The 26,964-nt window shown below is 45.4% G+C and carries 17 protein-coding genes; 5 read left to right on the forward strand and 12 right to left on the reverse strand.

The genetic code is table 11. The annotated features are described in order from the left end of the window. Positions 1-72 precede the first annotated feature (72 nt). From SIO70_RS21545 to ychF, 3 genes are all read right to left on the reverse strand, one after another. Entirely contained in the window at positions 73-1,512 is a 1,440-nt protein-coding gene (locus tag SIO70_RS21545; protein WP_320574189.1) for a sulfatase-like hydrolase/transferase, read from the reverse strand. A 3-nt stretch (positions 1,513-1,515) separates the two neighbouring features. Beyond that, positions 1,516-4,278: a TonB-dependent receptor gene (locus SIO70_RS21550; protein WP_320574191.1), complete on the reverse strand. Its 2,763-nt coding sequence runs from the start codon at positions 4,276-4,278 to the stop codon at positions 1,516-1,518. Between the two features lie 269 nt (positions 4,279-4,547). After that, entirely contained in the window at positions 4,548-5,651 is a 1,104-nt protein-coding gene (gene ychF / locus SIO70_RS21555; RefSeq protein WP_320574193.1) for a redox-regulated ATPase YchF, read from the reverse strand. A gap of 150 nt (positions 5,652-5,801) precedes the next feature. Here ychF and SIO70_RS21560 point away from each other — a divergent pair, with 150 nt between their 5' ends. Both SIO70_RS21560 and SIO70_RS21565 read left to right on the forward strand, forming a co-directional pair. Further along, positions 5,802-7,040 (forward strand): nucleoside recognition domain-containing protein, encoded by a 1,239-nt coding sequence (locus SIO70_RS21560; RefSeq protein ID WP_320574195.1) that lies wholly within the window; start codon positions 5,802-5,804, stop codon positions 7,038-7,040. A gap of 50 nt (positions 7,041-7,090) precedes the next feature. Beyond that, positions 7,091-8,287: a YeiH family protein gene (locus SIO70_RS21565; protein WP_320574197.1), complete on the forward strand. Its 1,197-nt coding sequence runs from the start codon at positions 7,091-7,093 to the stop codon at positions 8,285-8,287. On the opposite strand, the gene SIO70_RS21570 is transcribed toward SIO70_RS21565, so the two are convergent. The 9 genes from SIO70_RS21570 to SIO70_RS21610 all read right to left on the reverse strand — a co-directional run bounded on the left by SIO70_RS21570 (position 8,284) and on the right by SIO70_RS21610 (position 16,907). Continuing rightward, positions 8,284-8,577, reverse strand: coding sequence for a thiamine-binding protein (locus SIO70_RS21570; RefSeq protein WP_320574199.1), 294 nt, complete (start codon positions 8,575-8,577; stop codon positions 8,284-8,286). The two genes, SIO70_RS21565 and SIO70_RS21570, sit on opposite strands and share 4 nt — an antisense overlap. Beyond that, on the reverse strand, positions 8,577-10,094 hold the full coding sequence (locus SIO70_RS21575; protein WP_320574201.1) for a bifunctional GNAT family N-acetyltransferase/carbon-nitrogen hydrolase family protein: 1,518 nt from the start codon (positions 10,092-10,094) through the stop codon (positions 8,577-8,579). Before SIO70_RS21575 ends, SIO70_RS21570 begins: the two co-directional genes overlap by 1 nt. A 123-nt stretch (positions 10,095-10,217) precedes the next feature. Further along, positions 10,218-11,426 (reverse strand): glycosyltransferase, encoded by a 1,209-nt coding sequence (locus tag SIO70_RS21580; RefSeq protein WP_320574203.1) that lies wholly within the window; start codon positions 11,424-11,426, stop codon positions 10,218-10,220. A 1-nt stretch (position 11,427) separates the two neighbouring features. Then, positions 11,428-12,195 carry a class I SAM-dependent methyltransferase gene (locus SIO70_RS21585; protein WP_320574205.1) on the reverse strand — a complete coding sequence of 256 codons (768 nt, stop codon included), beginning with the start codon at positions 12,193-12,195 and terminating at the stop codon, positions 11,428-11,430. 13 nt (positions 12,196-12,208) lie between these two features. Next, positions 12,209-13,342, reverse strand: a complete 1,134-nt coding sequence (locus tag SIO70_RS21590; protein ID WP_320574207.1) for a glycosyltransferase family 4 protein — start codon at positions 13,340-13,342, stop codon at positions 12,209-12,211. After that, positions 13,342-14,370, reverse strand: a complete 1,029-nt coding sequence (locus tag SIO70_RS21595) for an NAD-dependent epimerase/dehydratase family protein (protein ID WP_083725393.1) — start codon at positions 14,368-14,370, stop codon at positions 13,342-13,344. The genes SIO70_RS21590 and SIO70_RS21595 overlap by 1 nt, the downstream gene beginning before the upstream one ends. Positions 14,371-14,382: 12 nt before the next feature. Beyond that, positions 14,383-15,294 (reverse strand): glycosyltransferase family 2 protein, encoded by a 912-nt coding sequence (locus SIO70_RS21600; protein ID WP_320574209.1) that lies wholly within the window; start codon positions 15,292-15,294, stop codon positions 14,383-14,385. A gap of 24 nt (positions 15,295-15,318) precedes the next feature. After that, the gene (locus tag SIO70_RS21605; protein WP_320574210.1) at positions 15,319-16,458 is read right to left on the reverse strand and encodes a sugar transferase; all 1,140 of its coding nucleotides are present in this window, start codon (positions 16,456-16,458) and stop codon (positions 15,319-15,321) included. A gap of 62 nt (positions 16,459-16,520) precedes the next feature. Continuing rightward, positions 16,521-16,907 carry a response regulator gene (locus SIO70_RS21610; protein WP_320574211.1) on the reverse strand — a complete coding sequence of 129 codons (387 nt, stop codon included), beginning with the start codon at positions 16,905-16,907 and terminating at the stop codon, positions 16,521-16,523. Positions 16,908-17,493: 586 nt separating this feature from the next. On the opposite strand from SIO70_RS21610, the gene SIO70_RS21615 reads away from it, so the two are divergent. The 3 genes from SIO70_RS21615 to SIO70_RS21625 all read left to right on the forward strand — a co-directional run bounded on the left by SIO70_RS21615 (position 17,494) and on the right by SIO70_RS21625 (position 26,863). After that, positions 17,494-18,672 carry a glycosyltransferase family 2 protein gene (locus SIO70_RS21615; RefSeq protein ID WP_320574212.1) on the forward strand — a complete coding sequence of 393 codons (1,179 nt, stop codon included), beginning with the start codon at positions 17,494-17,496 and terminating at the stop codon, positions 18,670-18,672. An 18-nt stretch (positions 18,673-18,690) separates the two neighbouring features. Further along, a complete protein-coding gene (locus tag SIO70_RS21620) occupies positions 18,691-19,830 on the forward strand; it encodes an acyltransferase family protein (RefSeq protein WP_320574214.1) in 1,140 nt (379 codons plus the stop codon). A gap of 292 nt (positions 19,831-20,122) precedes the next feature. Continuing rightward, a complete protein-coding gene (locus tag SIO70_RS21625) occupies positions 20,123-26,863 on the forward strand; it encodes a fibronectin type III domain-containing protein (RefSeq protein WP_320574216.1) in 6,741 nt (2,246 codons plus the stop codon). Positions 26,864-26,964: the final 101 nt, after the last annotated feature.

Raw genomic sequence — 26,964 nt, forward strand, 5'->3', positions numbered from 1 at the left:
AAAAAAACAAACTCAAAATTGAAACGCTTTTGCCAGAGGCAAAAGCGTTTCAATTTTTGTACGCCAAAATATTTAAATCGGGAAAGTATATTCCTCCCCTCTCTCCGAAACCGTCGTATTATACCGACTCTCCCACAAAGGAGAATGCACCTGGGTATCCTCATACTTCTTCAACGCCTCCTTCAATTGTTTCAACTCCTTCGGATGTGACGCTGACAGATCTTTCTTCTCTTCCCTGTCCTTAGACAGATCAAACAACCATTCTTTTTTATCATGCTCATTTACCACCAGCTTCCAGTTCCCACTTCTAAACGCTTTTGAAAATCCACTCCGCCATACAAATTGCTCATGCGGATGCTTATTCAGCGTTCCCTTTTGTAAAAAAGGTACAAGGTTCACTCCATCATAAGTCCTGTCAGCAGGTAATGTCGCACCGGACAATGCCGCAGCAGTAGCAAAGATATCCAGCGAAGAGATCTCCTGTGCTGAGGTCACACCGCTGGCAATATGCCCCGGATAGCGCACATAAAATGGCACAGACAAACCACCTTCAAAATGCGTACACTTACCACCCCGCAAAGGATAATTATCTGTCGCACGGGTATAACTTGCACCACCATTATCACTCGTAAAGAAAATGATCGTATTATCTTCCAGGCCAGATGCCTTTACCTGCGCCAATACCTGACCCACAGCATCATCCAGTGCTTCAATCATACCATAATAAATGCGTTTCAGAGAATCCTTCTCAGTAGTGACCTTGTTATAATATGCCTTTGGCACCTGGAATGGATCATGTGGTGCATTGAATGTCAGGTATAAAAAGTAAGGCTTGTCTTTATGCTGCTGTATAAACTGCGAAGCTTTATTAGCCAAAGAAAATGTAAGATAACCGGTATCCTGCACGATCTCTCTGCCTTCACGAATAGCTGTCGCACCCTTACGTGGTGTCCATGCAATCTTATCCGTCAATGCCCATGGTGCACGAATGCCTGCATATTTAGAGGTATCCAGTTCCCCTTCTGTATAAGGAGATAACCCTGCCTGAAAATAATAGCTGTAATCAAATCCTTTCTGATCAGGATAAAAGCCATCACCAATGCCCAGGTGCCATTTACCTACGATGCCGGTAGCATACCCCTGTGCATGCAGCAGCTGCGCCAACGTGAGCTCGGTAGCGGGCAAACCATTCTGTACAGCCCCATTACCATCTGGCATAAATTCATATCCAAATCGTACCTGGCTGCGCCCTGTGATCAACCCCGCCCGGGAAGGAGAACAAATCGGCGCTGCAGAATATGCAGTGGTAAACCGTATCCCACTTTTCCCTAATCCATCAATATTTGGCGTTCGTACTTTTGCATTTCCATATGCCTGAAGATCACTATATCCTAAGTCATCTGCCAATATTACAATTACATTCGGCGGACGGTTAGGCGCCGGCTTTTTGCCTGTAAAGCTGCACAGTACAGCTGCGCCCAACACGACAGGCAACAAAAATCTTCTTTTCATTTATTAGTGCTTTTTACTGAATAATTCATCAAATGTGAAGCTCGCATAATATAAGCCGCCAATTGAAGGCCCACTCATATACTGCGTATAATATTTGTTCAGGATATTGCTTCCCCCGATCCTGATCGTACTCTTTGCTGCAGGAATATGATAAGAAACCTGCGCATCCAGTGAACCCCATGCCGGTACATATCCATTCGCAATACTGGACACCCAGTTAATACCACCTGACCAGCGATAAGCCACATTAAATCCAATGTTTTTATACACATGCGTATTCCCCAAACTAAAACTCCCGCTAAAAGCAGGCGTGTTAAACCCTCCTGAACTCAGGTAAGCATCCTTCGTCCCTGCCTGATCAAACCCATTATAAGTCGCATTCGCAGAGAAACGATAATCTTTTGGTAATACATAATCTACTCCCAGAGACACCCCATAGTTATATACTTTAGAGGGTGTATTTGTATACACTGAATAACTGGAATAATTACCTCCGGCTATTGCGATTGCTGCCAGGCTATCATTGGATATTCCAGATGAGAGATTTACTTTACCCACGCCAATACCCTGTATAAATCCATCAAACTGTACCCAGAAAGCAGATATATCCACGAACAGTTTATCATTCAACAATGAGCCCTTATAGCCCAGTTCAAATGTTAAGTTCTTCTCTGGTTTGATGTAATTGATAGGCGCCGCTACCAGCAGGGATTTATTCGCCTGAATAGCTTCATCCCTGTCTGTACCTGCGCTCACAGCTTTGTTGACAGCCGTATTAAACGCTGTTATACTGGAAGTGAAGTAGGAGTTCCCTATTATATCATAGGGTTGCAGGTTCTGTTTTATACCACCCAATACCTGCGTAGTACCTAAGCGCAGATTGGCCCACGCATCCTGGAATACAGGCATACGGTAACCATTCTGAAAAGATAAACGGAAATTATGCTGAGGTGTGGGAGAATACACCAACCCAAGCCGTGAAGTGAATTGTCCATCTATATATTGCGCCTTATCATAGCGCACGGAGCCTGTCGCTTTTAATTTACCGGGAATGATCTCTCTGCTTAACTGTACAAAAGCGCCGCCTTTCCATGTAGTAATAGGACTGCCCGTAGTATCAGGATAAAAGGTACCATCTGAGCGCAGGGAACTAAATCTGTAATCGGCACCAATCTGCACATCTAAAATTTTAGATGTCCATTTAGACAGATCTGCCTGCAGTTCATTATGAATAAAATACCCTCTGGAAATAAACTTCGCACCTGAAGTCCAGCTGCCAATGCGTTTTAAACTATCAGCTATATGATTAAAAGAGGTAGTACCTGATTCAATACGTCCATTATCAGCAGCGGTTCTTGCGACCTGAAGGGCAGTATTCATATTCCCTTCAGAAGAATAATTACTATTAAATGCAGTGGTAAAATCACTATACCACTGGCTATCGCTCTTCCATGTACGGTTAATATTATCAGCCAGGAAACGGATATTATATGAATCTCCGGAGTTCTCCGTATTCACATACCCCTTATAAGAGATCACAGGAGATTTAAATGTGATCCCATGCTGTTGTACTGTGTAATTTTTAAACTTCAGCTTATTTGCACGGGTAAAAATATTATCAACGATACCACCTTTGTAAGAATAAGACAACCGGGTATCATTATTGAATTTATACACTAAAGTCGCATCTGCTTTCAGCAATTTAGATGCATAATCCGTCAGCTCGGCTTCTTTATAACCAGTGCGGCTTACAACCACACTCTGGTTATTCAGTGTCAGGGTCCGGTAACTTTCATCGCCATACACATTCACACCATTGTACCCGGGATCCTGGCGCGTGCCTGTTGAACCATACCCGATTCCCGCATTTAAATTCGTCTGCCTGCTCGTATCACCGGAAGCCCAATCACTCCCACGGGTATATGCAAAGTTCACCTTAAAAGCCAACCGGTCAGAAATCGCCTTCGCATACCGCAATGAAATACTGGTATATGCTGAAGGCGACACATAGTTATAAGGATTATGAAGGTTATTCACCCCTCCTTTGTAATTAAAACTCAACCCCTGATGCAACCACGGATCTTTCGTAATTGTATTTACCAACCCATTCGTTGCACTCAGCCCATACAGCGCCGAAGACGCCCCGGGTATCAACTCCACACTCTCCACATCCAGATCCCCCGCGCCTATCGTATTCGCTATTGGGAAGTTCAATACCGGCGACTGATTATCCATCCCATCTACCAGCTGTACAAACCGCAAATTCGTGGGATTCTGGAACCCACGTGTATTATACACTGTAAACAGCAAACTCGTATTCAACGTATTCACGCCTTTCAAAGAAGAGATCGCCTCGTAGGCACTCACTGCCGGACTTTCTGCCAACTGCCTGCTGCTTAACTTTTCGATGGTAACCGGCGAACGCAGGATAGATTCTGAATGACGTGACGCTGTCACTACCACGTCATTCAGATGTGTAATTTGTTTTTCAGGTAATGTAATTGTAACAAAGCTGGTATTCTTTAGCACCACTTCCTTATTACCATACCCAACGTAAGTCACCACCAGCTTCACGGGGAATACCCCCGAAAAAGGCAAATGGAATACCCCTGCCGTATCGGTCAGCGCCCCTGTCGTGGTGGACTTAATCAATACACTCGCTCCCGGAACAGGGGTGCCTGTCTCAGGATCCACTACTTTACCAGTTAATTGTGCATGTGCTGTCATAGTCATCAACATGCCGATCAGTGCTAATATTGCTCTCATTTTTTTACGACGATATTTTTAATTAGAGAGACAATGGCCATTAGTCTACCAAATAAGTAGACAAATATAATAAGGGAAAGATTAATGAAGAGAAAAAAATATTTTCAGGATAGAAATAGTTACGCAGTTAAAAAGACAGGGCTATCAGAAAATCAGGTTGTGTTATGCAGGAATTAAGGCCCCCTGAAATAGGCGACGCCCTGGGACCAGGTGGCCCAGGGCGTCTTTTGTTGTAACCCTCATCGGCCATAAAGGCCGTGAAGCATCTTTTATACATTAAAACGGAAGTGCATGACATCACCATCCGCTACGATATACTCTTTACCTTCAATTCTAAAGCGGCCGTTATCCCTGGCTGCTGATTCTGAACCATATTTCACATAATCATCATAAGCAATTACTTCCGCTTTGATGAAACCCTTTTCGAAATCTGTGTGAATCACACTCGCTGCCTGTGGAGCTTTCCAGCCTTTATGGATGGTCCACGCCCTTACTTCCTGTACACCCGCTGTGAAGTAGGTGATCAGTTCCAGCAGGTTGTAAGCGGAACGGATCAGGCGGTTCAGACCTGGCTCCGTCAGGCTGTATTCGGAAAGGAACAATTCCTTGTCTGCCGGATCTTCCATTTCAGAGATCTGTGCTTCGATGGTATTGTTCATCACGATCACCTGTGCGCCTTCAGCCTTAACACCTTCCTGCAGCGCCTGGGAATATTTATTGCCGGTGTGCATGCTGCCTTCGTCTACGTTAGCTACATACAGCACTGGTTTTGCTGTCAGCAGGAACAGGTCTGCGATTGCAACACTGTCTTCCTTGCTCAGGCCCAGTTCACGGATATTTTTACCTTTTTCCAGGTGTTCCTGGCATTGTTTCAGGATTTCGTATTCTTTTTTTGCTTTCGGATCTCCACCGGTCTTCGCCATCTTTTCAGTACGGGCGATTTTCTTTTCCACACTCTCCAGGTCTTTCAGCTGAAGCTCAGTATCGATGATTTCCTTGTCGCCGATTGGGTTGATCGCACCTTCCTCACGGAGGATGTTGTCATCCTCGAAACAACGGATCACATGCACGATGGCGTCTACCTCACGGATATTGGCGAGGAACTTGTTTCCCAGACCTTCACCTTTACTGGCACCTTTTACCAGGCCGGCGATGTCTACAAATTCAATGGTAGTAGGTACGATCCTGTTTGGGTTTACCAGTTCTGCCAGCTTACTCAGCCTTTCATCCGGTACATCCACAAGTCCTACGTTAGGTTCAATAGTACAAAAACGGTAGTTGCTAGCCTGCGCCTTTGCGCTGTTGCTTACCGCATTAAATAATGTCGATTTTCCCACATTCGGTAATCCAACAATTCCTGCTTGTAACGCCATTTTTTTAAAAAATTTGCGCGAAGATAGTATTTTTTTAACTTAATTAAGAAGTTTTGCCATGCGGCCTCTTCTGCCCTGAAGAAGCCATCTTGCAGCCGGGTAAAAAATTTATTACATTTACCGGATTACTTATATAACCAATCTAAATTCATGGCTTTAAACTACGTCTGGCTTGCTTTTTTCCTGGTTTCTTTTGTGGTAGCACTCTTTAAACTGATTGTTTTGGGAGATACCGCTGTGTTCTCTACTGTTATGACAAGCATGTTCGACAGTGCAAAAACCGGGGCGGAAATCTCACTGGGCCTTGCCGGGATCATGACCTTCTGGCTGGGAATGATGAAAGTGGGTGAAAAAGCAGGCATGATTGAAGTGTTTGCCAAAGCCGTAACACCCTTCTTCTCCAAACTGTTTCCATCCATTCCAAAGGGCAACCCTGCCATGGGGTCTATGCTCATGAACTTTAGTGCCAACGCACTGGGACTGGACAATGCCGCTACTCCCCTTGGCCTGAAAGCCATGAAGCAGCTACAGGAGATCAATAAAGAAGAAGATACCGCCAGCGATGCCCAGATCATGTTCCTGGTGCTCAACACCGCTGGAATCACCCTCATTCCTACCTCAGTGATAGCTATCCGGCTGGCACAACATGCCGCCAATCCTGCCGATATCTTTATTCCTACCCTGATTGGTACACTCATCTCCTTTATATCGGGTATGATTGCTGTAGCCATCTACCAGCGTCTCAACCTCTTTAAATTGCCCGTATTGATATTTCTGGGCATCTTTGGAGGCTTACTGGCTATCTTGTATTATGCCATGCATAACCTGCCCGCTCAACAAATAGCGACTTATACAAGCTTAATTGGCGGACTGGTGATCTTTTCGATCATTTTATCCTTCCTGACCCTGGGATTGATCAAAAAAGTAAATGTCTACGATGTATTTATTGAAGGGGCGAAAGAAGGTTTTCAGACGTCCGTAATGATCATTCCCTACCTCGTGGCTATGCTGGTAGGCATCAGCGCCTTCCGCGCTACCGGGTGCCTGGATTATGTAACAAATGGCATTGGAGCTGTGGTGGCCTGGATGGGTCTGAATACTGATTTCGTACCTGTGCTGCCTGTAGGCATCATGAAGACTTTCAGTGGTGGCGCAGCGCGGGGCCTCATGGTCGATACGATCGTACACTATGGCGTAGATTCCTTCCAGGGCAAACTGGCCAGCGTGATTCAGGGTTCTACCGAAACTACCTTTTATATATTAGCCGTATACTTCGGATCCGTGAATATCAAAAAGACCAGATATGCCCTTACCTGTGGACTCATTGCTGATGTAGTCGGCCTCATTGGCGCCATTATTATCGGCTACATTTTCTTCTGGCATAAATAAACCTTATTTGCTATCTTACCGGTACCACCACGAACGAAAAAACCTTATGCATGCTTATTAAGAAAATCCACGAAGATTGGATCGCTGTCATCATAGCGTTCCTCTCAATTGCCGTTATTACCTTTGGTCTCAAACCCTTTTTCGGAACAGTGATCCTGGCCAAAACCGCATCGGGTTTTATATGGATAGTCGCCAGCCTGCTCATTGCAAAAGTACTTAGCCGTAGTACGGCAGATTTTATAAAATTACTACCCGCATTATTGGTGGTTGTATTAATTACGCTCGTGGCACAGATTGTGGCAAACACCGCTGTCATGAAGTCCTACGGCATAGAAGTCGTACTCTTCAGCCTTATACTCGGGTTGATCATCAGCAATACGGTCGGGGTACCTGCCTGGTTAAAACCGGCTATTCAAACGGAACTTTATATCAAAATAGGATTGGTATTGTTAGGTTGTTCCGTCCTGTTCCAGGATATCGTCAAAGCCGGCGCATTGGGTATTATTCAATCTGTAGCCGTCGTATTTACTGTCTGGTATTTCAGCTTTTGGGTATGTAAAAAATTAGGGCTGGATGATGAATTCAGGATGATGATCTCCAGTGCGGTGTCTATCTGCGGAGTATCTGCCGCTATTGCTACTGCGGGCGCGATTGAGGGAGATAACAGGAAACTCTCTCATGTCATTTCACTGGTATTGATTGTCGCCATCCCAATGATGTTGTTTATGCCTTACATCGCAAAGTGGGCCGACATGTCTCCGGCGGTAGCGGGTGCATGGCTGGGTGGTACCATCGATACTTCAGGTGCAGTCGTAGCTGCGGGTACCATGCTGGGTGAAGAAGCCCTGAAATATGCCACCCTGGTAAAGTTCTCCCAGAATGTATTATTAGGATTAGCAGCGTTTTTTATCTCCTTATACTGGTCTTATTCCAGGAAAGATGCGAACTACGAAAAACCAACATTGAGAACAATCTGGGAGCGCTTCCCAAAATTCGTGTTAGGTTTTATCCTCGCTTCCCTCCTTTTCTCCTTTGTCCTCAGCCCTACGCTGGTCACTACCATCAAGGGTAGTATCAAGGAATTACAAACTTACTGGTTTGCCTTAGCCTTCACCTGCATAGGACTGGAAACAAAGTTCACTGACATTTTCAGTATGGAAAGAGGCCGCCCGGCTATGGCTTTCATCATCGCACAGGTGTTCAATATCTTCTTTACACTGGGTATTGCTTACCTCGTGTTTGGTTAATCATATTTTTCCATCTTGTCGTCGATGTATACATCTGCGTCTTTTTTGATCTGCATTTTGATGTAGCACATTAGCTGTGATGCACCGGCCGTGAAGCATACTTCCTGGGCCTTACGTACCACCGCCATTACTTCATCATACTTTCCTTCTATCACCGTTTCAAAAGGACATACCCGGTACCTGAGGCCAGAGTTGTGAATGACCGCAATGGCCTCATCTACTGTTGCATATACCTTGTCTGACGGTACTGTAGGCAGGATCTGTAAAGCTACGTTAATCGTGTGTTCCATTATTTTTTCCATTTTACTTCGTAAAGATCTTTTCGTATATCCTTTTTGGTTTGCACGCTTCCAAAAGCATGCAATTCCTTTAATAATACCAGGTCCACATCGGCAATCACTACCATTTCTGTATTGGTGGTCGCATCTGCTTTTACCCCTGTTACAGGAAATGCAAAGTCGGAAGGGGTCAATACCGCACTCTGTGCATATTGCAGATCCATGTTATTCACCTTGGGCAGATTACCTACACAACCCGCTATGGCTACATAGCATTCATTCTCGATGGCACGTGCCTGTGCACAGAATCGTACCCTGTTGAAAGCATGCTGCGTATCTGTGAGAAAAGGCACAAACAGGATCTGCATACCCTCTTCTGCCAGTATGCGGGATGGTTCAGGGAATTCCACATCATAACAGATCTGTATCCCGATCTTTCCACAATCAGTATCAAAAGTTTTCAGTTCATTACCCCCTTTGATACCCCATGCATACACTTCGCTCGGTGTAGGATGAATTTTGATATAATGATCATAGGTACCATCCCTGCGACAGAGATAAGAAATATTATACAGTGCATCTTCAATCAGGATCGGCATACTGCCTGTAATAATATTCACATTGTACGCCACTGCCTTACCTACAAACCAGTTCCTGATCTCCTCTGTATATTTCGCTACCCCCCTGATGGCCTGCGCAGAATCCATCTGGCTAAATTCTGCCATCAATGGGGCGTTGAACAATTCAGGGAAAACCACAAAGTCAGACCCATAATCGCTCACGGCATCAATGAAATATTCTACCTGTTGCAGGAAACCATCCAGGCTGCCATAGTCCCTCATCTGCCATTGTACTAACCCGATCCGCACAGTAGATTTATTATAACGAATGGTATCAATATCCTTTTCATAGTAGATATTATACCATTGCAATAGCGTAGCGAATCCCCTGCTGGCTTCATCATTCGGCAGGTAATTCTTCAATATTTTCTTTACTAAAAAGTCGTTGGAGAATTGAAAGGTCAGGGTAGGATCATATATTTCTTTATCCTTCACTTTCTCAATATACTCACGGGGAGTGAGCTGATCCGCATATTTCTCATAATTCGGAATACGGCCACCGGCTACAATACCTCTCAGGTTCAGCCGCTCACAAAGGTTCTTACGGGCGTCATACAAACGTCTGGCCAGTCGCTTGCCCCTGAAATCAGGATGCACAAACACTTCTATACCATATAAGATATCCCCTTTCGGAGTGTGGGTGCTGAAAGTATAATACCCTGTGATCTGCTCATAGGTGTGCTCATCCCCAAATTTGCCATAATCCACGATAATGGATAAGGCACAGCCCACTATCTTTTCATTCACGGTGATGGCAATCTGCCCCTCCGGAAATATCTCAATGAGCCTGCGGAGCGTGGGTTCCCGCCAGTAACTGCCTGCCATATCGGGGTAGGCCCTCAACATAGACTCCTTCAAATCGATATAATCCTCTGCGGTCAATTGCCTGATTTCTACAGTTTCTGACATGGTCTCTTCGTTTTACAGGCAATTTAAAGTAAAAAGGGCATATCATGACGATACACCCTTTCTGCTGATTTTCGCATATTCCCCCGCCGCTTAGCGGGGTTTCCCTTTAGTATGAGAGGGAAACTATTGATTCAGGAGATCCTGAATATAGATAACCTTATTGTTTTGAGTTTGTAAAAAGGCTTTATTTGCCCTGCCGATGTGCAGAAATGCTTTCACCTGTCTGATAAAAAATACTGGCAGGTAAAACAGCGCAGCTACGGTTTTGCTATCTGTACTCATCACCGCTACGATGATCAGGAAAGACAATGGGAACAGCACCATCGCAATTAACCAGCCCAGCATCCATACCGGCGAAATCCAATAATTCACTACTGCAAAAAAGGCCGCTCCCACTACCTGCAGGAACAATGGCGGTCGCAGTAAATTAAAACCAAAGAATACCAGGTTAAAACTGCCACGCTTCAATCCCGTCAGCAACACATCCCAACCGTATTTAAAATATTTAAAGTAAGCATTGATCCACCTGGTACGTTGTGTTTCCAGTGCATCACCGCTATCAATCTTCTCATCGTATACCTTCGCTTCTTCTGCATAGGCAAGTTGTGGAATCAGTTTCACAATATCAGCCTGGATCTTCTTATCAAATCCACCCAGGAAGTTGCGATAGATTACCTGCTTGTACAGGGCTGTGTCGATAGCAATACCCAGTCCCCATATATTGGCAGACAGTCCCATTTCCATGCGCATACGCCTGTCAATGAAGTTGCTGAAATAGTTACCCGCAGCATCCAGTTGTGCATATACGCTATCGTTGTTCTTCGCCAGCATATTGGTCTGTACTGCCCGGTAACCTTTATTGAAATACCTGTTCAATACGTCGAGGTAATCAGGATGCAACAGGTTGTCTGCATCCAGTATAATCATTACATCGTGTGCTGCATCAAAGTGATTGATCGCATAGTCGATGGAACGGATCTTTGCATTTAAGGGTACTTCCGGCAACAGCACGTTTACCTGTGGATTATCGTTGAATCCAATATTCGCATGTTCGCATCCATCCGCTACCACATATACTTTGAAGTGGCGGTAGGTTTGCCTGAGTACGGAATCTACAAGGGGTGGAACCAGTTGCAGATTCTTATGAGCAGTGATGATAACTGCAAAAGAATAATCTTTGGCCGGTGCTTCGGAATTCACCATCTTGCTTGCAAAGAGGGAGCCAAATAATTTCTTTATGCCATAAATAAGCAAAAGAAAGGTCGGCTGAAGCAGGTACGCTGCCAGCAAAAGCTGTATCGCTGCAAAGCAGTAAAAGAGGATGGTCCACATATTAATTTGCTTTTTCCCAAACTGAAAAGAACCCACCTGTAAAGCGGTAGGGCAATGCATCGGCGATCTTACAATCCAGCCACTGTAATGCACGTACTTTTTTAGCTACAAATGAGAATGGGAATACATCCTCAATAAAATTCGCTTTGCCAAAACGTACAATGCGGAAGTGGTTTTGAGTAGACAAATTTTCCAGGTCCGTTTTCTTGAAAAACTGCACATGGTCCAGGTTGTCCGCTGCTGACTGCACAGTTGTTCCTGTGTAGCCCAGCGCTTTCTTTACACCGACCACCATTCTCCATGGCCAGCTGTTTTTTTCACGCATAGCTAATACGGGGCGGGTCACAAACAATTCGCGGGGGCCGCTGCCATTGGGCACAGTCACGATAAGTACACCATCCTGTTTCAATGACTGGTACAAAACTTTCAATAATGAAGAAGGATCCTGCAGGTGTTCCAGTACCTCGCTACAGATGATCGCATCAAATGTATCGCCCTGTGCCACGAGCTTCTCCGCACTGATTACATCAAACCACACATTGGGCAATGTATTCAGTGCACGGGCACGGGCAATAGTTTGCTCACTCACATCAATGCCCAGTACATTGAAACCCAGTTTACCCAGGTGACGGCTGATTACACCGTTGCCACAGCCTACATCCAGCACCCTGGCATCTGCCTTTACCTTCCCTTTCAGTGAGTCACTGATAAAGTCAAGCCGCTTTCTGTCAGCGATTCTGTCATATTCATATGTAATAGTAGTAGTCATGATTCGTATCCGGTTAATTTTGATGATCAAGCACATCCCTGTACAGGTCTTCTACCTGGCGGGTCATGCCTTTTGCACAATAATGCTGATTCACAGTTGCAGCAGCTGCTTGCTGTAAAGATGTACGTAAAGGTACATCGGTGTGTAAGGCGCTGATGGCCGTAGCCAGTGCCGCAGGATCACGGACGGGAACAACCAGCCCGTTTTGCCTGTCGGCTACAATTTCTTTGGAGCCATCTACTGCTGTCACGATCACGGCCTTTTGCATGGCCATGGCTTCCAGCAGCCCGATAGGCAGACCTTCCCAGAGGGAGGGTAAACAATAAACATCAATTGCCTGTAACAATGCCGGCACGTCGCCGCGGAATGGCTGAAATACAATATGGCTGGCAATGCCTTGTGCAGCTGCCAGTGAAACCATTTCTTCTTTCATATCTCCTTCCCCAACCACCAGCAGGGTAATGTCGCGATGTTGCTCCAATACCTTTTTAAAAGCGTAAATAAGGGTTAAAGGGTCTTTTTGAATAGTGATGCGGGCAATGTATCCCACCACCGTATTTTGAGCTGGAATGCCCAATTCCTCACGAATGTTGTTTTGTGATGCGGAAGGATTGAACCTGGTCAGGTCGATCCCATTATTGATCACCGTAGACCGGAAGCCTGAAAAATGCTTCACACCTGTATCCCTGTTGGAAGCAGAGACAGATATATTTGCCTTTGCACCACTGGTCAGCAACCTTTCTGACCATACCCTCATCTGCTTTTGCAGAAAAGGCTGATCATCGTGAAATGACCAGCCATGAATTGTATACATTAAAGGTCGGCCACTCATGCGGGTGGGAATGTACAGATTGCTGGCAGCACGGGAACCGTGTGCATGAACGATGTCAATCTGTTCGTCCTGTATAAGCGTTTTGACCCGTTTCCAGCAGGAAGGGTCAAATGCTTTCAGGGAAGGAATTACATAATGGCGTATACCCATTTCCTGCAAACGTGTGATCATTGGTCCGTCTGTAAAAGACAGTACCACCGGCTCAAAACGTTCTTTGTCCATGGCATCCACCAGGCTGAGTACGTGGGATTCACCACCGCCTATCAGTCCCTGGCGGATGGCCTGCAATACCTTTATTTTAGGTGTGTTGTTCATTATGCTGGAACGCCTTCGGCCTGAGGTTGTTTCCTTTCCCAGCCCTGAGGCAGTTTTTCGTAAATCTCAATGTTCTCGAATTCCTTGCTCTTACGTGCACCTACTTCTTTGGCCCATGCTGCCATTCTCTCAATACCTTCCTGTAAGGAAACGCCACTGCCTTCGCCAAATACGCTGTGTGCTTTGGTGTGGTCAGAGTAAGCGTGCATAACTTCGTTACGTGCAGCCAGGTATTTGATATCCGGGGTTACACCAAAACAGGCACCTACTACCTTTGCAAGTTCATTGACTGTATAAGGTTTGTCTGCACCAATATTGAAAACCTGGTTGTAAGCAGCAGGAATGTTTACGCTGTTCGCAATCGGAATAGCTACATCATCGATAAAGCTGAAAGCCCTGGTCTGTTCGCCATCACCGAAGATGGTGAGTTGCTGGCCCTGCATGATCTGGTTCATGAAGATGCCGATCACGTTACGGTATTTATCACCGATGTTCTGGTTTTCACCATATACGTTGTGCGGACGGAATACCACGTAGTTCAGGCCAAACATTTCGTGTGCTGCTTTCAGATCCAGCTCTACTGCGAACTTAGATACGCCATATGGATCTTCCGGCATTGGCACCATTTCCTCACGCATAGGCAGCTGACCTGCACCATATACCGCGATAGAAGAGGTAAACACGAAACATTTTACTTTATGCTTGATCGACTCATTGATCAGGTTAATGCTACCAATGAGGTTATTGTTATAATTGAAACGGCGGATAAAGTGGCTCAGCCCTTCAGCTGCATATGCGGCCAGGTGGTATACATATTGAAAACGGTATTCTTCAAACAGGCTGGTCACCAGCTGATCGTCGGATACAGAACCCTGGACGAATATCGCACCTGCAGGGATATGATCTTCGAAGCCTCCGCTGAGGTCATCCAGTACAACTACTTCATGTCCCATTGCCAGGCAATGTTTTACGACATGTGAACCGATAAAGCCGGCACCGCCGGTAACGAGTGATGTTATTTTAGACATAATTGAGTTTTTTTATACAGGTGAATAACTTGATGTAGTGAGGTTCCAGAACGTGCCTTTTACAAATGACCGTAAATGCTTAAACTGTCCTTTCATCGTGTAAGTGAGCACCGCCTTGGGGAACGTAAGGAAACTAAAGAAACAGAGGAACGCTGCCAGCTGCAACTTATTTGTATTCCTGCGCATGTAGAGAATGCGGTTACGTGTATGGTAATACGCTTTGATCGCGCTTTCCTTACCCATGGTGATGGACTCCTTATGAAAGATCAGTCCGTTAGCATTATAATAGATCTTGTAGCCGGCGCGCAGAATTCTGGCAGACCAGTCACTTTCTTCATAGTAGATAAAGAATTTGTCAGCAAAGCGGCCTACATTGTCAATCACTTCACGCTTTACCATCATGGCAGCGCCATGTGCACACCAGGTAGGGCCCGATACATCGTGCTGACCTTTATCTTCCTCCTTGCTGCCTACAGCCCATGTACGACCTGTGAGCAGGTTCATCTTGTTAAAGCCGGCGTATTGGATCACATTGGGGTGAGAGAAAAAACGAATTTTAGGACATACCACGCCAATGGTTCCGTCTGCATAAAAGGGCTGTAACAGGTGTTCCAGCAAATCGGGAGTGACTTCTGTATCATTATTAACAATGAATAAAAAATCACCCTTCGCCTGCTCAATACCGAGGTTGTTACCACCGGTGAAACCCAGGTTTACAGGGCTTAGAATGAGGCGGAGATTCGGATAGTTGCCTGCTTCAATCTGGGCAGTAGGATCAACGCTGGACCCGTTATCTACGATGATCGTCTCAAAATTGCGGTAGGTTAGCTTTTTTGTAGACTCCAGAAATTCGCAGGTAACAGTTGTCTGGTTGAAATTAAGGGCAATAATGGACACCAGTGGTGTTTGTTCTTGCAAACTCATAATCGTATTCGGTAATTAATAATTTTATACATTATCCTTCTGCCTCAGGGCATTCGGAGTATTAGCGAGAATCCACATATCGTACAGCACAGAATGTTTTTCAGCATAACTTTTATCCAGGTCGATGCGCTCGCTCACGCTCATATCCTTATTCCCTCTCTTCTTAATCTGCCACAGACCAGTGATGCCTGCAGGCGCCAGAAAGCGGCCAGCATAGTCGTCTGTAGTGAGTGTAGCGGCTTCGTACAATGGAAGGGGGCGATTGCCTACGAGTGACATATGGCCCAGCAATACATTCAGCAGCTGGGGAATCTCATCTAAACTGGTGTTGCGCAGGAAGGTACCCAGACGGGTTACACGGGGGTCATTACTAATTTTGAAAAACACAGGACCGGTACCGTTTGTATCGTACTGGTTCAGGTGTTTCATCTGGGCAACCTGTTTGTCAGCATCCGCTACCATGGTGCGGAACTTGTAAAATTTGAAGATCTGGTAGCGTTTGCCGGCGCGGTGAGACACATAGAAAACAGGCCCTTTGGACTCCAGTTTGATCAGAATAGCCAGGACAAGAAATACCGGGGATAACAATAAAAGCAGTGTGCCGGCAAATAAAATATCCAGGCCACGCTTGATGGAATAGTTAAGGTAATAGCCAGGCTTTATTGAAACAGATCTGTCATCTTTTTCAATATTTTGGGCCATCTGGCGGATCTGCTGCGCAGTACGCAGCTTTTCTTCAAATATCGAAGGGGTAACGCCGGGGGTGAGGATATCATCGATACCTCCTATAGTGCGGAGTTCTTGTTTCAGCGAGGCTGATAATGCTTCAGTATAAATAAACACAGGTACCTTGGCAAGCCGGGATTCAGTGCGAATAAAATCTCTGAGCTTACGCAAATTGAATTGGGGATTGTTATGTACGTTACATATAATAAATGTAGGTACAATGTCGTAATGGAGTTGTTCCTTCAGTACATTCACTGACAGCGACAACTCTTTCGCAGTAAAAACATACTCCTCCGTTCTGCCAGTGACACCATCGAAGAATTCATCATTCCCGATGCAGAGTGTGTACCTGTTCACGTGGCTCGAAGCCATGGTGAGCACTTTGGTACCTGTCTTTTTCCTGGCATTAGGATAGCTCAATGGTAGATTAGATATCATGTGCGTTCGGTTTACTTAAAAAATCTTGTGTAACAATGGTCACTGGGGTGCAACAAAAAAAATCATCCCGCTATACTCACAGACTGTGTTGTGCTTAAGTGGTTATCTACTATCTCGAGCAACTTAATTGGATCAAATGGTTTGTTAATCACTCTTGCTACATTGGGATACAGGGGAATACTGTCCTTCAGGTCCATACCTGTCAGAACGATAACTGGTATATCGCTATATAGTGCATTGCCTGCAAGGTTTTTGGCCAGCTGCCAGCCATCTATATTGGGCATCTGCACATCTGTGATAATCAGATCCGGAATATTGCCGCTGGATAACCACATTGTTGCAGTCAGTCCGTCTGTCGCAGCATATACTTTGTACTTGTTGCCTAACATCGCTTCTAACAAAAATCGCATAGGGGCACTGTCATCAACTATTAAAATCTTCTTTTTCATTTTTTAACTCCGGTTTAGAACATAAAAGATTGCTCCGTAAACCAAATGCGTACACGCTACAACGATCGCTGTTGCAGGATGGGCAAATGGAATCTCTTTGATCTTCCAGGAGGATAAGGTAGAATTATCACTAAATTATCACCACTTACAGGTTAGTACATATGCCGAATAAAAAAGCATACGCGCAAATACTGCGGTGGTAGTTCATTTCAGGACAAATCGGTTAAAAGTGAATTTCAGAGGAGATGGCTATGGTTACGTTTAGCAGATTGCTATAATCAGGGTAAAAATATTTATTATTCCTGAATAGTGCAAATAAAATCTTGAACAATATTTTTTTTCGCACTTGAAAGGCAACAATCTGAAGGTTTTTTTCAAAATCTGGCTCAAAAGTATATTAATAATTATTTTTTAATATTTTGAAATTGGTAAATGATTAAGAATTTCTCGTGAATGATGCGAAAGTGAAAGTAAACGATGCTAAAATTGCGGTTGATGTATCAATATATTGACACACAATAATTTTTCTTCTTTAATTTGGCACCTTTATAAAGAAAGCATTACCCCGATAAAGCCAATGTTTACGATGACGATTTTATTCTACACTAGCTTATTCATACTTTTCTATAATTATATCGGGTATGGTTTCCTGGTGGGGATACTAGTGGCCTGTAAACGTCTCCTGTCAAGGACTTCCAATGAAGTCACTACATTTGAGCCCGCAGTCACCCTCATCGTTGCTGCATATAATGAAGCGGCATTCATACCAGAAAAAATAAAGAACACCCTTGAATTGGATTACCCTGCTGATAAATTAGAAATTATATTTATCACTGACGGTTCCAATGATGGTTCTGAAAAAATAGTGCAGCAATACGCAGGTATAAGGAGTATGTACGAACCCGAAAGAAAAGGGAAAACTGCCGCCATCAACAGGGCCATGCAGACCGTGCGAACACCGGTTGTGATCTTCTGCGATGCAAATACGCTGCTGAACACTGCTGCTGTTAAAAATATTGTGCGCCACTACCAGGATCCCAAAACCGGTGGTGTGGCAGGTGAGAAAAAAGTAATGCTCGCCGGAAACAGCGGTGCAGCGGGCACTGAGGGCATCTATTGGAAATACGAATCATTATTAAAGCGACTGGATGCTGCACTGTATACAGTGGTCGGCGCCGCCGGTGAGTTGTTCTCTGTAAGAACTGCACTCTTTACACCCGTAGAACCTGAAGTGATCTTAGATGATTTTATAATTTCACTCAGAGTGAACCAAATGGGCTACAGGATTGCGTATGCACCAGATGCCTTCGCAATGGAAACACCATCAGCAGGTATTACAGAAGAACATAAACGCAAGATCCGCATCAGTGCAGGTGGTTTTCAATCCATTGTCATGCTGCATGCATTGCTCAATGTATTCCGGTTTCCCCTCCTCTCCTTCCAGTACATTTCGCACCGTGTACTGCGCTGGACACTGAGTCCACTCAGTCTGCCAATACTGCTCATATCCGCAGCAGTACTGACATTGCAGGGGGCAGGTAGTTGGTATCAGTTCATTTTTGTAGCACAGGTAATATTCTATATACTCGCAGTCACCGGATTTTTCCTCGCTAAGAGAGATATAAAATTCAAGCCATGCTATATACCTTTCTATTTTCTCTTCATGAATGTGGCAATATACGAAGGGTTCTTCCGGTATATCAGGAAACAGCAATCTGCTGTATGGGAAAAGGCAAGAAGAGAAACAGCCGTTATGAATGCTTAAAACCGCAACAACCAGAAGATGTCGACTACAACCAATACACAGCGTATCAACAGCATGGATGCACTCCGGGCGCTGGCCATGTTCCTTGGCGTGGTGCTACATGCAGTGATGGCGTATACCATGACCCCATTCGAAAATTTTTATCATGACCCGCACTATAGCAGCGGCGCTTATGATGTGATCTTTTTTGTAATACACACTTTCCGGATGCAGTTATTTTATCTGATAGCCGGGTTTTTCTTTCGTTTGTTATATTTCAGGATTGGCGAAGCGGCGTTCATCAAGCATCGCACGCAGCGCATCCTGATCCCCTTCGTAGTGGGTCTGTTCCTGATCCTTCCCTTTACCAATCTGCCGCTCACAGCGTATACGGTCACCGGTGGGGGCCAGCACCTCACCGGTCCGGACGTTTCCCTCATCCTGCACAACATCATGATCTGGAGAGGCCCGGTACACCTGTGGTTCCTGTATTACCTGACGCTGTTCTATATCATTGGGATTGTATTACTGAGACTAAAATTGCCCAGACTGCCCGCAGCCATTGTACCTGCACTCTTACTGGTGGGCTCTTTTGTATCACTGATGCTGTTTGATACATACTATATCAAATACACCCCCGGCCTGATACCGAAGCCAAACTACATCCTGTACTATGGCATTTTCGTATACGCAGGATGGGTACTGCATGAGCACAAAGAAAAATATTTCCCCCTGCTCAAACGTTATGGGCTGGCATTTACAGCCATTGGAATGGCTGCCGCACTGTTGATATATTATAATAGTACCACGGCCGATATTTTTTTAAAAGCCGGTATGACTATTGCTACCTCATCGCTTGTCCTTGGTTTCCTGGGTGTATTCATTCGCTGGGTCAATGCGGAATCATATACCATGCGTTACCTCTCAGACGCCTCCTACTGGGTGTACTTGGTGCATGTAGGGCTGGTATATACGATGCAGGCATGGCTGGGTGATACACAATTACCGGGAATTCTGAAGCCTGTATTATGTTTTATCGTACCTGTAGCTATATCACTGCTTACCTACCAGTGGTTTGTGCGGTACACTATTATAGGATTTTATTTACATGGGAAAAGAGAAAAATCGAATAACGAAGAACACAAAAGAGTATACAAAGTGTCTACATCTAAATCCTGAAAAACGTTGCAACCCTTTACTGATCAACATTGCGTGGATTTAGAAAACGATTTGTTAATGTAATTAAAAAGATTTGCTTCTTTTGAATTTTATGCTACCTTAGCAGTCGAATTTTATCCTTCCAACCAGTCCTCATTTAAAACCTCACGATAATACTTTTAGCCGTTTTCCTATTAAAAGCCGCTCAGCATTGAGTTGGCGCCGAATAAGTTGTTAAGATACATGTGAGCAGTTTTGCCAAAACTTGCTGGGTAAGTTAATTAATCGGTTTACAACTGAAACACTTATCCATATGAGGAAATTTTACGCAATCTGTCTGTTTTTAATCATGTGCTTTGGTCATATGGCCATGGCGCAGATATTCAATTCAGGCGACGCCGTTGTGAATTACGACCCCAATAACCCTCCTACCGCACCATCGTGGGGTACGATCGGCAAATGGGTCCGTACCAATCGGAGCGACGTCAATTTTACTAACAAAGACTCTTACAAGTGTTACTACCTGAATGGGATGCCTTTTCGCCTCAAGTTTCCCAAAAGCTATCAGCAAGGTGTAACAGATGGTAAGAAGTACCCCATCTTTATTTTCTTCCACGGTAAAGGTGAAGGTGGTGGCATTTATGACAACGAATATTCTCTTTACCATGGTGGTAGCAAATTCTGCGCTGCTGTAGACAATGGAAATTTCGATGGCTTTGTGCTGGTACCCCAAAACACCACCGGCTATTTCGGTGCATCTCACTACACATTTGTAAAGCAGATCATCGATACACTCATCGCCAGCAACAAGCTGGACATCAATCGCATCTTTGTTGACGGTCTTTCCGCAGGTGGCTCCGCCACCTGGGAATTTATGTTTGCTTACCCTACACTGGTAGCAGGTTTCCTCCCTATCAGCGCTTGCTCTGTAGCATACAAAGACCAGGTCAACACCTTCAAGTACATTCCTCTTTGGCTCTTCCAGGGTGGTCTGGACAACAATCCTCACCCTAACACCACATCACAGGTTATGACCGCCGACTCTCTCGCAGGCGGTAACTGGAAAGAAACTTTATACCCTAATGGGGGTCATGGTATTTGGGACAACGCATGGAACGAAACTGATTTCTGGCCCTGGATTAACAGGCAGAATAAAACCAACCCCTGGCCTACAGCCGGGCACAACGAATTTTGCCCTGGAGAAACTGTAAATGTTACTTTAGGATTAGCTGCTGGTTTTGATGGTTACGAATGGCGCAAGGATGGTGTGACTATCCCAGGCGCTACTACAAACGAATTGGTAGTGACCGCTTATGGTACCTACGATGCGAGAATAAAGAGAGGTGCTGTATGGTCTGATTATTCTGCAACACCTGTTGTTGTAAAAGAAAAATCAGCCACACAAACCCCTCCTATCACCGTTTCCGGTCTGATGAGTAAGGTGATCCCTGCTCCGGACGGGAATTCTTATGTGACACTGACACTGCCTGACGGTTATACTTCTTACCGCTGGGCAAGTGCTACGGACACTACTACACTGGCTACTACCCAAACTTACAATGCAGGCACCGCCGGCTCTTACCGTGCTAAAGTAACTGAGCTGTATGGTTGTTCCAGCGAATGGTCTTCTTCATTCTATGTCGTACCTGCCGCTGGTACTAAAGCACCAGCACCTGCTTCCGGTCTCACAGCTACGGCTATTTCCAAAACAGCCATTACCCTCGACTGGACAGACAATCCAAACGCTACCTACAATGAAACAGGTTATGAGATATACCGCGGATCTACTTCCGGTGGACCATATACCCTCATAAAATTAACTGCGGCTAACGCGGCAACTTATACTGACAGCCTGCTGAACCCCAATACTAAATACTACTACATTGTACGTGCTGTAAACGACAGCAGCGCTGCTGCCAACAGCAACGAGGCTGTGACCCAGACACAGGTAGACAATACCGCACCTACTGCTCCGGGCAACCTCACCATTACCGGTAGTACTTCCAGCCAGGCTTCCCTGTCATGGACGATCTCCACCGACGATGTAGGTGTATATAAATATGATATCTATGTGAATGGTATCAAATCTTACACTGTAGGAAACGATCAGACAACCTTCACCGCTTATGGCCTGAAGAGCGATTCCCTCTATAATTTCGTCGTAAAGGCAAGAGACGTAGCAGGCAACTCTTCTGCACGCAGTAACCAGGTTACCGCCTATGCCGTGGCAAACGGCCTCGCATGGCGCTACTACACCGGTAACTGGAGTACACTGCCTGACTTTAATACATTGACGCCTGATGCAACCGGTTACTCTGCTACCCCTGATATCAGCGTAGCGACAGATGCTGATTACTTCGGCTTTGTATGGGAAGGTGAAATCCGTATCCCTGTATCCGGCAACTATACTTTCATCATCAACTCTGATGATGGTAGTAAACTCTGGATAGACAGTAAGTACGATGCCTCTGTAACCCCACTCGTGAACAACGATGGTGCACATGGTACACAGGACAGAGAAGGTACCATCTACCTCACTGCCGGCATGCACAAAATTGCAGTTGCCTACAATGAAATCGCAGGTGGTCAGTCATTCACCCTCTCCTGGAAGAATACTGCAAATGGTATTACTACTGCCACCCAGATCTCCGCTGACTACTTTAAGAAGACTGTGACTAACGGTGCTGTACCTAAATACCCTGGTAACCTGCTGGCGACTGCCACTGCCTATAACAAGATTAAACTGACATGGGCAGACAGCAGCAGCAACGAAACAGGTTTTGAAGTATACCGTGCTACTACTCAGGGTGGACCTTACACCACTGTAGCTACAACCGCTGCAAACGTAACGAGCTATACCGATAGTAACCTTGTAGCTTCTACTACATACTACTACCGCGTTAAAGCAATTAATAAATATGGTAACTCTGGCTTCAATCCTGCTGAAAGCGGTGGCCTGTTCTGGGGTGAATATCCTGGCACTTACAGTACTTTGCCTGCTTTCAACTCACTCACACCATCTATATCCGGTACCACCAATAATATTACCCTGGATGTAAGAGACCGTGAAGATTACTTCGCTCTCAAATTCGATGGGTATATTAATATTCCAACTACCGGCACTTATACGTTCTATACTGCTTCAGACGATGGCAGTAAATTATATATCGGAGGCTTTAGCGAGAGCAAACTGGTAGTGAACAATAATTACCTGCAGGGGACTACCGAACGTTCCGGTACCAAGACCCTAACTGCTGGCAGATATCCTATCACTGTCACTTATTTTGAACAAAGTGGTAGCCAGACATTATCTGCCAGCTATGCAGGCCCTGGCCTCAGCAAGCGCCTCATACCAGACAGTGCTTTCCTCTACAAAAATATGAGGGCGACTACCCTGGCTACACCAGCGATACCTACTGCTCCGACTAACCTGACATTGACTGCTGTAAGTCCAAACAAGATTCAGTTAAGCTGGAAAGATAATTCCACTACTGAAACCGGCTTTGAAATTTACCGTTCTGTAAATGACAGCACAACGTTTAAACTCTTCACCACTGTTGCTGCAAACAGCACGACCACAGCCGTGTACAACGACTCTGCGCTGTTTGCCAACGTGAAGTACTTTTATAAGGTGCGTGCAAAGAATGAAGGTGGTTACTCTCTCTTCACTAACAGCACCGGAATTTACACACTCAACACTCCTCCTGTGATCTCACAGCTGGTCAACCGATCAGTGAGGTATGGCACTCAGCTCGTGCTGAACATCACCGCTACTGATGCAGATGGCGAAACCCTGACGCTCACGGCTGCGAATGTACCTTCCTTCGGAACGTTTGCCAACACGGGGAACGGTACGGCAACGCTGACTTTCAATCCTGCCACTACAAATCAGGGTACCTATGCCAACATTACTGTGACTGCTGCTGACCAGCATAGCGGTACTGCCAGCACTACCTTCACCCTGACCGTGAATGACAACTACACACCAGTGATTGGTACTGTTAATAGTGTAACACTGGCAGAAGCAACTACCTCTTCTATCAGCCTGACCGCTACTGATGGCAACGCAACTGACACCATCACCTGGACCGCCAGCAGCCTGCCTTCTTTCGCTACACTGACTAATAGTGGTAACAATGCGACGATTGCCCTCGCTCCTACCTACATCGATGCAGGTACTTACAATGTGACTGTTAATGCGAACGATGGTAAAGGTGGTATCGATACCAAAACCTTCGTTATCACAGTGACGGATGTGGATCCAAGTCGTACGCTCTATGTGAATTTCTCTGATGGATCTTATCCTCCATCCTCTCCATGGAACAGTACAAACAAGGCACCGGTACAAAACGACCTGTTCCCTAATCTGAAAGATCAGAACAGCGTAGCCACTACCGTAGGTATTAAGATTGTAAGTAACTGGGGCGCACTGGGTAACGGTTCTAACTACTATGGTACCAATACCGGCAACAACTCCGGTGTGTATCCAGACAACGTAATGAGAACTGCTTACTGGACAAACACAACCAAGCAAACATTGAAACTGTATGGCCTGAGTAGCACCAGCAAGTATAGCTTCACTTTCTTTGGTGCACGTGCGGATGTAACTGACAACCGTCTTACTAATTATACCATCGGTACGACTACCGTTTCTTTACAGGCATCCTCCAATACCAAAAATACAGTATCGATCAACAATGTTGCTCCTGATGCGAACAATGAAATCAGCATCGATCTGCAGAATGGTACCGGCTCTGTTTATGGCTACCTGAATGCAATGGTGGTGAAAGTATCTTACGATGATGGTAACGCACCGGCCAAACCCACCAACCTGGCTGTAACCAGCGGTACAACTGGTGTGAACCTCACCTGGAAAGATGTTGCCTTCAACGAAACCGCTTACGAAATCTGGCGCGCTGCCACCAGAACAGGTGCTTACAGCCTGCTCACACCAACAGCCGCTGCAAATGCCGTAAGCTACACTGATACTTCTGCCAGGGCAAACAAGACTTACTTCTACGCTATCAGGGCAATCAATGGAAATGGTAATTCTGCATTCTCTGATACCGTTACAATCACTACCGGCAACAATGCACCTAAACTGGACAGCATTGCAGGTGTAACTATCAAGAATAACGAAACCGCAACCGTTGCCCTCCGCGCTATTGACGATGCCGGCGACATCCTGACACTGAAAGCAACCAACCTGCCTTCATTCGCTAAACTGACTGATAACGGCGATGGTACAGGTGCTATCAGCATCACTCCTGCTGCCGGAAACGTAGGTAAGTATACCGTGACCATCACAGCTACTGACAACAATGGTGGAAGTGCTACAAGAACATTTGTGATCTACATCAGGGATAAGAACCTGACATCACTGTACTTCAACTTCAACCAGACGTTGCCTGCAGACGCACCATGGAATAACTTCAATACTTATCCGTACAATACAGCTGTTATCAATAACGCCATCGACGAAACCGGCGCTGCTACCGCCATCAAGATCGCTGTGCTGGATGCCTTCTCCGGTACCAACGCAAGCGGTGCTTCTACCGGCAACAACAGCGGCGTTTATCCTGACAACGTTATTGCGACCACTTACTACACCAGTGAGTCTACAGCAAGAAGAATCAAGTTCACCGGTTTGTCTTCCACTTACCGCTACAACCTGATCTTCTTTGGTAGCCGTACAGGTAATGATAATAAGAACACTGACTTTACAGTAGGTAGCAACACCGTTACGCTGAACGCTGCGAATAACAGCACCAATACAGTTCAGATCAACGGTATTTCTGCAGACAGCACCGGCGCTATCCAGTTCACTGTGAAACAGTCTACCGGCGCAACTTACGGTTATATCAACTCTGTAGTATTACAATACTACATCGACAACGGTTCTCCGCTCAATCCTACCAACGCTACTGCAATTGCTACCGGCAAAACCAGTATCAATCTGAAATGGCAGGATAACTCAACGAATGAGACCGGGTTCCAGGTATACCGTTCTACTGACAACAGTAACTTCTCCCTGCTGACTACAGTAGGTAACAACGTGAACGCTTATACAGATGCAGGTCTGGGAACAGATACCCGCTACTACTATAAGATCCGCGCTATTAAGGATACTGCCAGTTCTGACTTTACCAATGTAGCAAGTGCTTCTACTTTCATCAACGCTGTGTACATCAATTGTAACGTATACACTCCTGCAGGTTCTCCATGGAACAATACCAACTCCGGCCCTGCCCTGGGTGCTACGTTCCCGAACCTGAAAGATGAAAGTGGCAATAATACCGGTCTGACCATGACCATCACACAGGCCTTCACAGGAGACAACCCTTATGGTATGAACACTGGTAACAACTCAGGTATCTATCCTGACAACGTAATCAGCAGCACCTACTGGGTAGATATCAATGTGAATGGTCAGCTGAAGATCTCCGGTCTGAACCTGGCTAAGCGCTACAACTTCGTATTCTTCGCAAGCCGCGATGGCGACGGAGACAGAACGACCAACTACACCGTTGGTACTACTACTGTTTCGCTGAATGCTTCTTACAACACCAGCAATACCGTTCAGATCAACGATATCGTTCCTGATGCAAACGGTGAAGCGCTCATCAATGTAAAAGCAGGTGGTAACTCCATCTACGGCTACATCGGCGCCCTGGTCATTCAACAGTATACGCCGAACAGCAGCGACCTGGATCCATCCCTGATCATGGCTAAGAAGAACAACTACCTGACAGGTGAGCTGACTAATACTGATGCAACGGACAAAGTGACGCTGACCAATGTTTATCCGAATCCGTTCGTTTCCAGCGTAACCCTGGATATGACAAATGCCGGTAAGACCAGCAGCAACGTGAGCATCGTAGTTTCAGATATTTCCGGTAAGATCCTTTACGCAAGATCACTTGGTAAACTGGATGCCGGCAGTCAACGTATCAATGTCGATCTCAGTACATCTCAGATTCCAGCTGGTCCTTGCATCCTGCGGGTGTTAGATGGAGAAAATGTAGTTAAGACAGTGAAGTTGATTAAGAATTAAGTATTGATAATTACCATTCTTTGATTGATTACTTATTTGTTACCGAAAAAGTCCGGTGTGAACCGGATTTTTTCGGTCCTTTTAGATTAGATTTTTTTACA

The sequence above is a fragment of the Chitinophaga sancti genome (assembly GCF_034087045.1).
GTDB classification, from domain to species: domain Bacteria; phylum Bacteroidota; class Bacteroidia; order Chitinophagales; family Chitinophagaceae; genus Chitinophaga; species Chitinophaga sancti_B.

Coding starts and splice junctions, on each gene's coding strand:
- SIO70_RS21545 (WP_320574189.1), bottom strand. CDS start 1,512: ATGAAAAGAAGATTTTTGTTGCCTGTCGTGTTGGGCGCAGCTGTACTG.
- SIO70_RS21550 (WP_320574191.1), bottom strand. CDS start 4,278: ATGAGAGCAATATTAGCACTGATCGGCATGTTGATGACTATGACAGCA.
- ychF (WP_320574193.1), bottom strand. CDS start 5,651: ATGGCGTTACAAGCAGGAATTGTTGGATTACCGAATGTGGGAAAATCG.
- SIO70_RS21560 (WP_320574195.1), top strand. CDS start 5,802: ATGGCTTTAAACTACGTCTGGCTTGCTTTTTTCCTGGTTTCTTTTGTG.
- SIO70_RS21565 (WP_320574197.1), top strand. CDS start 7,091: ATGCTTATTAAGAAAATCCACGAAGATTGGATCGCTGTCATCATAGCG.
- SIO70_RS21570 (WP_320574199.1), bottom strand. CDS start 8,577: ATGGAACACACGATTAACGTAGCTTTACAGATCCTGCCTACAGTACCG.
- SIO70_RS21575 (WP_320574201.1), bottom strand. CDS start 10,094: ATGTCAGAAACTGTAGAAATCAGGCAATTGACCGCAGAGGATTATATC.
- SIO70_RS21580 (WP_320574203.1), bottom strand. CDS start 11,426: ATGTGGACCATCCTCTTTTACTGCTTTGCAGCGATACAGCTTTTGCTG.
- SIO70_RS21585 (WP_320574205.1), bottom strand. CDS start 12,195: ATGACTACTACTATTACATATGAATATGACAGAATCGCTGACAGAAAG.
- SIO70_RS21590 (WP_320574207.1), bottom strand. CDS start 13,342: ATGAACAACACACCTAAAATAAAGGTATTGCAGGCCATCCGCCAGGGA.
- SIO70_RS21595 (WP_083725393.1), bottom strand. CDS start 14,370: ATGTCTAAAATAACATCACTCGTTACCGGCGGTGCCGGCTTTATCGGT.
- SIO70_RS21600 (WP_320574209.1), bottom strand. CDS start 15,294: ATGAGTTTGCAAGAACAAACACCACTGGTGTCCATTATTGCCCTTAAT.
- SIO70_RS21605 (WP_320574210.1), bottom strand. CDS start 16,458: ATGATATCTAATCTACCATTGAGCTATCCTAATGCCAGGAAAAAGACA.
- SIO70_RS21610 (WP_320574211.1), bottom strand. CDS start 16,907: ATGAAAAAGAAGATTTTAATAGTTGATGACAGTGCCCCTATGCGATTT.
- SIO70_RS21615 (WP_320574212.1), top strand. CDS start 17,494: ATGACGATTTTATTCTACACTAGCTTATTCATACTTTTCTATAATTAT.
- SIO70_RS21620 (WP_320574214.1), top strand. CDS start 18,691: ATGTCGACTACAACCAATACACAGCGTATCAACAGCATGGATGCACTC.
- SIO70_RS21625 (WP_320574216.1), top strand. CDS start 20,123: ATGAGGAAATTTTACGCAATCTGTCTGTTTTTAATCATGTGCTTTGGT.